The organism is Ferriphaselus amnicola (assembly GCF_000974685.2).
GTDB lineage: Bacteria > Pseudomonadota > Gammaproteobacteria > Burkholderiales > Gallionellaceae > Ferriphaselus > Ferriphaselus amnicola.
Window position 1 is genome coordinate 1,023,192 of the sequence record NZ_AP018738.1, and the last position, 11,640, is coordinate 1,034,831.

General features: G+C 56.3%; 11 protein-coding genes. All 11 read left to right on the top strand.

Going from position 1 to position 11,640, the window contains the following annotated elements:
* Positions 1-14 precede the first annotated feature (14 nt).
* The 11 genes from OYT1_RS04880 to OYT1_RS04930 all read left to right on the top strand — a co-directional run bounded on the left by OYT1_RS04880 (position 15) and on the right by OYT1_RS04930 (position 11,640).
* On the top strand, positions 15-254 hold the full coding sequence (locus OYT1_RS04880; protein WP_062627426.1) for an FmdB family zinc ribbon protein: 240 nt from the start codon (positions 15-17) through the stop codon (positions 252-254).
* Positions 254-865 (top strand): DUF502 domain-containing protein, encoded by a 612-nt coding sequence (locus OYT1_RS04885; RefSeq protein WP_062627425.1) that lies wholly within the window; start codon positions 254-256, stop codon positions 863-865. The genes OYT1_RS04880 and OYT1_RS04885 overlap by 1 nt, the downstream gene beginning before the upstream one ends.
* A 22-nt stretch (positions 866-887) precedes the next feature.
* Positions 888-2,690 (top strand): aspartate--tRNA ligase, encoded by a 1,803-nt coding sequence (gene aspS / locus OYT1_RS04890; protein ID WP_062627424.1) that lies wholly within the window; start codon positions 888-890, stop codon positions 2,688-2,690.
* A gap of 2 nt (positions 2,691-2,692) precedes the next feature.
* The gene (locus OYT1_RS04895; RefSeq protein ID WP_088178232.1) at positions 2,693-3,067 is read left to right on the top strand and encodes a ribonuclease domain-containing protein; all 375 of its coding nucleotides are present in this window, start codon (positions 2,693-2,695) and stop codon (positions 3,065-3,067) included.
* On the top strand, positions 3,067-3,414 hold the full coding sequence (locus OYT1_RS04900; RefSeq protein ID WP_062627423.1) for a barstar family protein: 348 nt from the start codon (positions 3,067-3,069) through the stop codon (positions 3,412-3,414). Before OYT1_RS04895 ends, OYT1_RS04900 begins: the two co-directional genes overlap by 1 nt.
* On the top strand, positions 3,414-3,860 hold the full coding sequence (gene nudB, locus OYT1_RS04905) for a dihydroneopterin triphosphate diphosphatase (protein WP_062627422.1): 447 nt from the start codon (positions 3,414-3,416) through the stop codon (positions 3,858-3,860). Before OYT1_RS04900 ends, nudB begins: the two co-directional genes overlap by 1 nt.
* Positions 3,853-4,950: a quinolinate synthase NadA gene (nadA, locus tag OYT1_RS04910; RefSeq protein WP_062627421.1), complete on the top strand. Its 1,098-nt coding sequence runs from the start codon at positions 3,853-3,855 to the stop codon at positions 4,948-4,950. Before nudB ends, nadA begins: the two co-directional genes overlap by 8 nt.
* A 32-nt stretch (positions 4,951-4,982) precedes the next feature.
* Positions 4,983-7,475, top strand: a complete 2,493-nt coding sequence (locus OYT1_RS04915; RefSeq protein ID WP_062627420.1) for a glycogen/starch/alpha-glucan phosphorylase — start codon at positions 4,983-4,985, stop codon at positions 7,473-7,475.
* Positions 7,476-7,554: 79 nt separating this feature from the next.
* Positions 7,555-8,298 (top strand): endonuclease/exonuclease/phosphatase family protein, encoded by a 744-nt coding sequence (locus tag OYT1_RS04920; protein ID WP_062627419.1) that lies wholly within the window; start codon positions 7,555-7,557, stop codon positions 8,296-8,298.
* Entirely contained in the window at positions 8,295-9,461 is a 1,167-nt protein-coding gene (gene clsB / locus OYT1_RS04925) for a cardiolipin synthase ClsB (protein ID WP_062627418.1), read from the top strand. The genes OYT1_RS04920 and clsB overlap by 4 nt, the downstream gene beginning before the upstream one ends.
* Before the next feature lie 130 nt (positions 9,462-9,591).
* Positions 9,592-11,640, top strand: a complete 2,049-nt coding sequence (locus OYT1_RS04930; protein WP_062627417.1) for a putative bifunctional diguanylate cyclase/phosphodiesterase — start codon at positions 9,592-9,594, stop codon at positions 11,638-11,640.

Genomic DNA, 11,640 nt, shown 5'->3' on the forward strand with positions numbered 1-11,640 from the left:
CAATAGGGGCTTGTATGCCTATTTATGAATATCGTTGCAGTAGTTGCGGTACACAGAAAGACGTGATGCAGAAGATGAGCGATGCCGTGCTGACCACGTGTCCTGAATGTGGTCAAGAAACGTTTAACAAGATGCTTTCCGCGACGGGACTTCAGTTCAAGGGCAGTGGCTATCATGCGGCGAACAATACTCCGCAGCCCACATGCTCGCCATGTGCCGCTGCTGGTTCGTGCCCGATGGCAGGTAACGCCTAGTGAAAAAATACCTTATCACTGGCCTGTTGGTGTGGGTGCCGCTGGGGATCACACTGTGGGTGCTGAACTTCACTATCTCTACGCTAGACCAGAGCTTGTTAGTGATTCCGGCTGCACTTCAGCCGGATGTGCTGCTGGGCGTGCATATTCCCGGCTTGGGCGTGATCCTCACGTTTGCGGTCGTATTGACCACCGGCGTGCTGGCGCGCAATGTGTTCGGGCAGCGGCTGCTGCATTGGGGTGATACCGCACTCGCTCGCATCCCGTTTGTGAGCAGCATCTACAAGGGCGTGAAGCAAGTCAGCGATACCCTTTTGTCGAGCAACGGCACTTCGTTTCGCAAGGTCTTGTTGGTGCGCTACCCACATCCACAAGCGTGGTCGCTGGCATTTCAGACCAATGTGCCGGGCGAAGTCTCACGTTTGCTGGACGATGAACACGTCGCCGTGTTCATCCCGACGACGCCTAGCCCAGTCAACGGCTTCTATTTCTTCGTGCCTAAAGCCGAAACCATCGAGCTGGATATGAGCGTCGATGCGGCGTTGCGGTCTATCGTTTCCATGGGCGTGGTCGCTGCTGCGGAAACCGCTGTCCCTAACCAAATTTCCTGAAATTACTCATCTGAATAGCACTATGCGTACACATTACTGCGGACAAATCAACACCGCCCATTTGGGCAAAATCATCACTCTGTGCGGCTGGGCGCATCGCCGCCGCGACCACGGCGGGGTGATCTTCATCGACCTGCGCGACCGTGAAGGTCTGGCACAAGTTGTGTGCGACCCGGATCGCGCTGAGATGTTTGCCACTGCTGAAGCGGTGCGTAGCGAGTTTGTGCTGCGCATCACCGGCAAGGTGCGCCGTCGTCCAGAAGGTACGGAGAATCCCAATCTGCCCAGCGGCGAAGTCGAGATCATCTGCCAAGAGATCGAAGTGCTGAACACCGCCGTCACGCCGCCGTTCCAGTTGGATGACGAAAACCTGTCCGAAAACGTGCGCCTGACCCATCGCGTGATTGATCTGCGTCGCCCACAGATGCAGAAGAACATGCGTTTGCGCTACGAGACCGCGCGCGCTTTCCGCCGCTTCCTCGATGACAAGGGTTTCATCGACATCGAGACACCGATGCTCACCAAATCCACGCCGGAAGGCGCACGCGACTACCTCGTACCGTCGCGCGTCCATGCCGGTGAGTTCTTTGCGTTGCCGCAATCACCTCAATTATTTAAGCAGTTGCTGATGGTGGCGGGCTTTGATCGTTACTATCAATTGACCAAGTGCTTCCGAGACGAAGATTTGCGCGCCGACCGCCAGCCCGAATTCACTCAGGTCGATATCGAGACTTCGTTCATGAGCGAAGAGCAGATCATGGAGTTGACCGAAGAGATGATCCGCACCGTGTTCAAGGAAGTGCTAGAAGTCAGCCTGCCCAAGAAATTCCCGCGTATCACCTATGCTGAAGCCATGGCGCGCTTCGGCTCGGACAAGCCGGATATGCGCGTGACACTAGAGATCACCGAAGTCACCGACGCGTTGAAGGATGTCGCGTTCAAGGTGTTCGCTGGCGTGGCGAATTCCGAAAATGGCCGTATCGGCGCGCTGCGCGTGCCCGGTGGCGCGACGCTGACCCGTGGTGAGATCGACGACTACACCAAGTTCGTTGGCATTTACGGCGCCAAGGGCTTGGCTTATATCAAGGTCAACGATGTGACTCAGTTGAATGAACACGGCCTGCAATCGCCCATCGTCAAAAATCTGCATGAGACCGCACTGGCCACTATCATGCAGCGCACTGGCGCGCAAAATGGCGATCTGATCTTCTTCGGTGCGGACAAGGCCAAGGTGGTGAACGATGCGCTGGGCGCACTGCGCACCAAGCTCGGCCACGAAAAGGGATTCACCAACGGCAAGGCGTGGGAGCCGATCTGGGTGGTGGACTTCCCGATGTTCGAGTACGACGACGAAGCCAAGCGCTGGAGCGCCTGCCACCATCCGTTCACCTCGCCTAAAGATGAGCACATCGAGTTCCTCGAAACCGATCCGGGACGTTGCTTGGCCAAGGCTTACGACTTAGCGCTCAACGGCTGGGAGATCGGCGGCGGCTCGGTGCGTATCCACAAGGAAGCTGTGCAGAGCCAAGTGTTCCGCGCGCTCAACATCGATGCAGAAGAAGCGCAACTCAAGTTCGGCTTCCTGCTTGATGCCTTGCAATACGGCGCGCCCCCACACGGCGGCTTGGCCTTCGGCTTGGATCGCATCGTCACCATGATGACCGGCGCCGAATCCATCCGCGACGTGATCGCTTTCCCCAAGACACAACGCGCCCAATGTCTATTGACTCAAGCGCCGAGTGCCGTGGACGAGAAGCAGCTGCGCGAACTTCACATCCGCCTGCGTCAACAGGTGCAGACGACAGTGGAAGTGAATAAGGAGTAAGTATGATGGCGCACGGTTTCCGCGCGCTACTACTGCTGGGGCTGCTCTTCGCACTCCCAGCTGGGGCTTGGCAGTTCTTCACGACTGAAGCTGCCAAGCCCTCCATCGCCGTCTCTGCACTCTCTACTGAAGCCCGCGCCACGCTGCAACTCATCAAGCAAGGTGGGCCGTTTCCTTATCCCCGTGACGGGGTGGTGTTCGGCAACTACGAGCATCTTCTGCCCAAGCAGCCACGCGGCTATTACCATGAATACACCGTGAAGACGCCGGGCGAGCATGGTCGCGGCGCGCGGCGCATCGTGTGTGGGGTGGTTCCTGAGTGTTATTACACCGGCGATCATTACCAAACATTTCAGCGGATTGATGAGGGAAGGTGATGGTGCGTTCAACGGTAAATCCCTCTCAGCCTCCCTTGGATCTCGAAGGGGGCCGTTCTGGCTCGGCTCGTTTTGACGTGGAGGTGAGCGGGCTGGATAAATCGGCCTTTATAGCTACCATCGCCCATGCTGTAGGTGTTCCCGCTAGCTTTGGAGATAACTGGGATGCGCTGGCGGATGGGTTGCAGGATTTGTCCTGGTGTCAGGCATCTTCCTATGAACTGGTGCTGCGCGGTTCGGCGGCGTTGAGTGAGGCTGAGTGGGCGATTAGCCGCGAGATTTTCAGTGACACCGAGCAGTTCTGGCAGGCGCAGGGCAAGTCGTTTCGGGTGAAAGTCGAAAGCTGATGCCCTACAAGCAGCCGATCTCTGCGCTCATCGTCATCTACACCCCACAACTGGAGGTGCTGTTGCTGGAGCGTGCCGATTATCCCGATGCTTGGCAGTCAGTCACTGGCAGTCGCGACGGCGAGGAGTCGCTTCGCGAAACCGCGATCCGCGAGGTGGGCGAAGAAACTGGCATAGCCGCCACTCGCTACGCACTTACCGACTGGCAGCAGCAGAACGTCTATGACATCTACGCCAAATGGGTACACCGCTACCCGCCCGGTACGACGCACAACACCGAGCATGTGTTCGGACTGGAAGTGCCGGAAAGACTGCTGGTGACGCTCTCGCCGCGTGAACATCTCAGCTACCAGTGGTTGCCTTGGGAAGCTGCGGCGGCTAAAGTGTTCTCGCCGAGCAATCGGGCGGCGATCCTTGAATTACCAAAACGAGTCATCCATGTCTGAACAAAAGATTTCCATTGCTTACGACCACCCCGATGCTGGGCAGACTTGTTGCAGCACGGCGCAGGCGTGGGCTCGCACGCCGCAAGAGCCTGCCGCCGATGAAAAGGCCGAGCTGATTTCGCGTATCAAGCGTCTGCTCAAGGAGCAGGATGCTGTGCTGGTGGCACATTATTACGTGCATCCAGACTTGCAAGACTTGGCCGAGGCGACCGGCGGCATCGTGTCGGATTCACTGGATATGGCGAACTTCGGCCATCAGCATCCGGCCAAGACCATTGTGGTGGCGGGCGTGCGTTTCATGGGCGAGACTGCGAAGATTTTGAATCCCGAGAAGCGAGTGCTGATGCCCGACCTTGAAGCGGAATGCTCGCTCGATCTTGGCTGCCCGGTGGACGAATTCGCCGCGTTCTGCGACGGACACCCTGATCGCACCGTGGTGGTCTATGCCAACACTAGCGCGGCGGTGAAGGCGCGCGCCGATTGGATGGTGACCAGCTCGATCGCCTTGCCGGTGGTGCGTCATCTGATGGAGCAGGGCAGGAAAATCCTCTGGGCACCCGACCGTCATCTCGGCAGCTACGTGCAGGAGCAGACTGGTGCAGACATGTTGCTGTGGCAGGGCTCGTGCATTGTGCATGACGAGTACAAGGCCAAGGAACTGATCGAGATGAAGGCGGCGCATCCCGGCGCGCTGGTGCTGGTGCATCCCGAGTCGCCACGTGCGGTGGTGAAGTTGGCCGATGTGGTCGGCTCGACAACCCAGCTCATTTCGGCAGCGCAGAAATCGGTTGCGCAGGAATTTATCGTCGCTACTGACAATGGCATCCTGCATAAGATGCGCACCCTTTGCCCCGACAAAGTCTTTCTTGAAGCGCCTACCGCAGGGGCAGGTGCGAACTGCACTAGTTGTAGCCATTGCCCGTGGATGGCGATGAACGGACTGCGCAACCTAGCTGAGGTGCTGGAAAATGGTCGCAACGAGGTTCATGTTGATCCCGCCATCGGCCTGCGCGCCAAACAGCCGATCGAAAAGATGTTGGAATTCGCGCGCCAGATCAAACTGCCGACGCGTGGTATTGGTAACGCCTGAGCAGTTGGCATCGAAGAATCTGGGGGTAGGGCATGGTAAGCAATAAGACACCGCATCACCGAAGTGCAGGTATGAGCAAGCAGGCGATCCATGATTCGCTAACCAATCACATGATTTACTCCAGCGGCAAATCATGTATCAATGCCACCACCCGTGACTGGTTTCAGAGTACGGCTTACGCTGTGAGAGATAGGCTGGTCGAACGCTGGATGGAAACCATGCAGCGCTACTATAAGCAGGATGTAAAACGCATCTACTATCTTTCTCTGGAATTCCTGATGGGGCGGACCTTGAGCAATGCCATGCTCAACTTGGGAATAGACGAGCCGTGCAAGGCGGCGCTGTATGACTTGGGACGGGATTTTGAGGCTGTTGCGGGAATCGAACCGGATGCAGCATTGGGTAACGGCGGCTTAGGGCGTCTTGCCGCGTGTTTCTTGGATTCGATGGCGACACTTGATCTGCCCAGCTACGGTTACGGTATCCGTTATGAGTACGGCATGTTCCGGCAGAGCATCGAGAACGGCGAGCAGGTGGAGCATCCCGACAACTGGCTGCGCTACGGCAACCCGTGGGAGTTTCCTCGCCCTGAGGTGCTGTATCCAGTGAAGTTCCACGGGCGCGTGGTGGAATACAAGCATGAAGATGGTGTGGTACGTCATCATTGGGTGAGCACCGACGATGTGATGGCCATGGCTTACGACACGCCCATCCCCGGTTTTGGCAGCAACACGGTCAATAATCTGCGCCTGTGGTCGGCCAAATCTTCGCGTGATTTCGAATTACGCTATTTCAATCAGGGCAACTACATTCAGGCTGTTGCAGACAAAAATGAGTCGGAAAGCCTGTCCAAGGTGCTTTACCCCGACGACTCTACTGCGGTGGGGCGCGAGCTGCGTCTGAAGCAGCAGTATTTCTTCGTCAGCGCCTCTTTGCAGGACATGCTGCATCGCTACAGGAAAACCCATACGGATTGGTCGCAGTTGGCGGAGAAGACCGCAGTGCAGTTGAACGATACGCATCCGTCCATCGCGGTCGCTGAAATGATGCGCTTGTTGGTGGATATTCATCGCTTGCCGTGGGATCAGGCATGGGGAATGACCACGCGTATTTTCTCCTACACCAATCACACGCTGATGCCGGAAGCACTGGAAACTTGGCCGGTGTCCGTGTTCGAACATCTGCTGCCGCGCCATTTGCAGATCATCTACGAGATCAATCACCGCTTCTTGCAACAAGTCATGCACCAATTTCCCGGCGATGTTGACCTTTTGCGCCGCTTGTCGCTGATCGACGAGGAGCATGGGCGGCGGGTGCGCATGTCGCACCTAGCGATTGTCGGTAGTCATGCGGTGAATGGCGTGGCTGTGCTGCATACCGAGTTGATGAAGCGCACTATTTTTTCCGATTTCGAGCGCATCACCTCGGGCAAGATCGTCAATATGACCAACGGCATCACGCAACGGCGTTGGTTGAATCAGGCCAATCCCGGTTTGGCGGCATTGATCTCAGGCAAGATCGGGCAAGACTGGTTGACGGACTTGAGGCAACTGGCAAAGCTACGCGAATTCGCTGGGGATGAGGAATTCCAGGCGCAGTTTCGCAGCGTCAAGCAGGCGAACAAGGAGCGTCTCGCTGAATTGATTCTGGAGCGTCTGGGCATCGACGTTGACCCGAGCTCGCTATTTGATATCCAGATCAAGCGCCTACACGAGTACAAGCGGCAACTGCTTAACGTGTTGCACGTCATCACCCTGTACAACCGTATTCGTGCGGGAGCGCAGGACATCGTGCCGCGCACTATCATCATTGCGGGCAAGGCCGCGCCTGGTTACGCGATGGCCAAACGTATCATTCGGCTCATCAATGACGTGGCGGCGACCGTCAACAATGATCAGCAGATCGATGGCAAGTTGAAGTTAGTGTTCATCCCCAACTACGATGTGTCCAACGCTGAGATCATTGTCCCAGCAGCGGACTTGTCCGAACAGATTTCTACCGCAGGGACGGAAGCCTCGGGCACTGGCAACATGAAGCTGGCATTGAATGGCGCACTGACGATAGGCACGCTGGATGGTGCGAACATTGAGATACGCGAGGAGGTCGGCGCTGAGAACTTCTTCCTCTTCGGCCTGACGACGGGCGAGGTAGAGGCGCTGCATCAGCGAGGATACGATGCCGCCAGCTATTACCACGGTAATGCGGCGTTGAAGCAGGTGCTGGATATGATCTCCTCCGGCTACTTTTGTCCTGACGAGCCATCGCGTTATCACTCGGTAGTCGATGCGCTGCTTCGGCACGGTGATCACTTCATGCTGCTAGCGGATTATGCGGCTTACGTGGACTGTCAAGATCGGGTGACCGAGTTGTATCGCGATCAGGCGGAATGGGCCAAGCGTGCTATTCTCAACGTCGCCGGCATGGGTAAATTTTCCAGCGACCGCACCATCCTTGAATATGCAGAGCGCATCTGGCGGGTCGAGCCGATCGTGCCGGAAACGGCGTTGAGCAGGAAAAAGATGTAGCCCCGCGGTAGGTCGCCGCCTCGATCGTCGGCTGGGTTAGGATGTCGCTCTCGGCTAGTCGAATTCAAGTGTGTTTAATATGCTGAATATCGCCACCTATAATATCCACAAAGGCTTCTCACATTTCAATCGGCGCATGGTGCTGCACGAATTGCGGGAGTGTTTGCGTTCGCTGAGCGCCGACATAGTGTTCTTGCAAGAGGTGCTGGGCGAGAACAGTCTGCATACGCGTCGTTTCCACGACTATCCGACATCACCGCAACATGAGTTTTTGGCGGAGCAGCGTTGGCTACATTTTTCTTATGGCAAGAATTGCGTGTACGACGCCGGGCATCACGGCAATGCGATCCTGAGTCACTTTCCTATCATCGCTACCCATAACTGCGATATTTCGGCGCACCGCTTCGAGAGTCGCGGCTTGCTGCACAGCAAAGTGCAGTTGCCGAACCGCGATGTCGTCGTGCATTGTTTCAGTGTGCACCTAGGCCTGTTCGCGCGCGGTCGGCGGACGCAGTTGCGCGACATGGTGCAGTACATCGCGCACGCCGTACCGGAGGGCGAGCCCATCATCATCGCTGGCGATTTCAACGATTGGCGCAACGAGGCGAGTGGCATTCTGGGACGAGAGCTAGGGCTGCATGAGGTGTTCGAGCGGCTGCGTGGCAAGCCTGCTAAGAGTTTTCCCGCAACCGTGCCGGTGTTGTCATTGGATCGTATCTATGTGCGCGGACTGGAGGTGGCGGAGGCCAAGGTTCATTTCCAGCATCCTTGGGATCGCATCTCGGATCACGCAGCCCTGTCGGCGGTGTTGCACCTACCATGAGCGATACCTTTGAGGTCGCCGGACATACTTTGAACCTGCTGCGCAACGGCGAGGAATACTTTCCCCGTTTGATTGAAGCAATCGGAGCGGCAGAGCATAGCGTATATCTGGAGTCCTATATCTTCGCGGCCGATCAGGAAGGACGCTGGGTAGCCGAGGCCTTGGAGCAGGCGGCGAGGCGCGGTGTGCGCGTCCACCTGTTGTTAGATGGATTCGGTAGTGCGGCGTTGCCAGAGCATTGGGTCGAGCGGATGCGCGCAGCGGGTGTGACGGTGCGTTGGTTCCGGCAGGAGTTTGGGCGTTTTAACCTGCGCCGGCACCGCTTGCGTCGCTTACATCGGAAGCTGGCGGTGGTGGATGGGCGGATCGGCTTTGTCGGAGGCATCAATATCATCAACGATGTTGCTCCCGGCAGTGAGTCGCCGCGTCTTGACTATGCCGTGGAAGTCAGCGGCCCAGTGGTGCATGACATGCACGCCGCTGTTCGTCGCTTATGGGCGCTGGTGTCTTGGTCACAACTGCGCCAACGCGGTGATCGTGATGCATTGCCGCGTATGTTGAAGTCCGATACGCGCCAGAAAGTCGCCTTCCTGTTGCGCGACAATCTGCGCCATCGGCGCGACATCGAGCGCGCTTACCTTAAAGCCATCGGACAGGCACAGCACGAGATCGTGCTGGCCAATGCCTACTTCCTGCCAGGACGAAAGTTTCGCCGCGCCTTAGTGAGCGCGGCTGAGCGTGGTGTAAGGGTGGTGTTGCTGTTGCAGGGAAGGGTGGATAACTGGTTACAGCACTATGCTTGTCGCGCGCTGTATGGCCAATTGCTACATGCAGGAGTCGAGATCCACGAATACCATGCCAGCTATCTGCACGCGAAAGTCGCGGTGGTGGATGGGCAATGGGCGACGGTGGGTTCGAGCAATATTGACCCTTTCAGTTTGCTACTGGCGCGCGAGGGTAATCTGGTAGTGCGTGATGCAGCCTTCGCCGGTGAGCTTCGTGCCAGTTTGCTGGAGGCGTTGACGCATGGCTCACATCGTATCGAGGTTCATCAGTGGCTTAAACTGAATCCATTGTTTCGATTGCTCGCTTGGGCCAGTTATGGCGTGGTGCGGGTGTTGGCTGGCTGGTCAGGCTATATGCGAGCTGGGGGCGAGATTTGATGCGTAAGCCAATCATTCTTAGCCAGACATCAGTCCTCGATTGACCGTTATCTAAGGAGCTTTGTCCCACTGTTAAGCTAGTGTATATTGCCACATAACTAGTAAGGACTTTCCCTAACCCCCCCATGCCATGACCAAACTGTTCTACTTCATCAAGCGAGTAACCTTGGGGCGACTGTTATTGACGCTGTCGATAGTTTCCATGATTTTGGCGTTGGTGCTGCTTTTTGTTTTGTCGGGCGTGGTACGTGACCGCGCTGTCCATGATCTCGCTCGAGACGAGGCTAAGCAGACTTCGAAGTTGGTGTTCCAGAGCCTGTATTCCGCTATGCGCAAGGGCTGGAACAAGGACGAGATCAAGGAGGTGATCGGACGGCTCAACAAAACCATGCCTAGGCTCGACATCCGTGTATATCGTGGCGAGATGGTCGCTCATCAATTTGGCGCCATGGAGGGCGAGGGCGAGGTCATCGCCAAAGATCCGATGCTGATGCAGGCGCTGACGGATGGCAAGGACTTGATGGAGTTTACGAACGAGCACGAGTTGCGTTACATCTATCCCGTGCGAGCCACAGCAGAATGCTTGGTTTGCCACACTGAGTCTCATGTCGGGGCAGTGCACGGGGTGATCGACATCACCTATCCGGTCAGCGAGATCAAGGTGTCGCTGACTTACCTGATCAACTCTATCGTCGGTTATACCTTGTTGGTGATGGCAGTGGTATTCATCGTGCTCTACGTCACGTTACGCTATCTGGTGGCGCAGCCGATCGCCGAACTGGTAGATGTCATTCAGCGCATCACCCACGATATGGATCTGTCGCATCGGATCAAAGGAGGACATCGTATCGTCGAGTTGCAACGCTTGGCAGAATATTTCAATCATCTGCTTTCCACCGTGCAGGAATACAACGAGCGTATGGAGGAGTTGGCGGTGCGCGATCCGCTCACTGGTCTGTATAACCGCCGCAAGTTTGATGAGTTTTTGGAGTATGAGATCAATCGTGCTTTGCGCCATGAGCATAAATTCTCCATCATCATGGCCGATCTCGACGATTTCAAATTCGTCAACGACACGTATGGCCACCCAGTGGGCGATATGGCGCTTAAGCAGATGAGCATGCTGCTTGAATCCTCCTTGCGTAAAGGTGATCTGATGGCGCGTTTGGGGGGCGACGAGTTCGCGATCATTCTCCCGGAAACATCGCCCGAACAGGCCTTGTTAGTGGGGCAGAAGCTGCATCGTGCCTTGGCTGACGAGCCGTTCGATCTGCCCGTAGGGAAAGTGGGTTTGTCTGCCAGCTTTAGTGTGGTGAGTTTTCCCAGTGATGGCGCCACCAACACCGAGCTTCAAACGGCTATGGATGTGGTGCTATACAAGGCCAAGAATCATGGGAAGAATCAGGTTCTCACCTCGGATAGCGACCCCGATGGGGCCGAGACGAACATCTTCCGGCGTGGAGATTTCCTGCGTCGTGCATTGATGGAAGATCGTATCGACGCCTTCCTACAGCCGATTGTTTCGGTGAAAGATGGCGTGCCGATGGCATTTGAAGCACTGGCACGCATCCGCGATGGCGAGCGCTTGATCGCCGCTGGGCAGTTCATCGAGGCTGCCGAGGAACTGGGCATGATCCGTGAATTGGATATGCGCGTGTTCAACAAAGGGCTGGCACAGTTGCAAAGCATGGCTCATCAATACCCTGAAGCGAAAATGTTCTTCAATCTGTCCGCTCGCACATTCGCAGACCTTGATTGGGTACGCTCCATACCCGAGCAAGTATTGAAGATGGGTATCCCTTGCCAGCGTATCGTTCTGGAGATCACAGAACGGGAAGCTTTGCCGCATATGGGGACGGTGAAGGGAGTGATCGACGAGTTGCGTAGCAAGGGTATTGCCATTGCGCTGGACGATTTCGGTAGCGGCTTCTCTTCTTTCCTCTACCTCAAATACCTGACGGTGGATTACGTCAAAATCGAAGGCGGCTTCGTGCGCCAGATGGCTATGGATGAGCGTGATCGCATCATGGTCCGGCACATCCATCAAGTTGCCAAAGAGTTTGGTTTACAGACGGTTGCCGAATTTGTCGAAGATGCTGAAACTGCTGCTATCTTGGCGGAAATGGGCGTGGATTACGCCCAGGGTTATCACTTTGGTAAGCCGGTTGCCTCGGTCTGA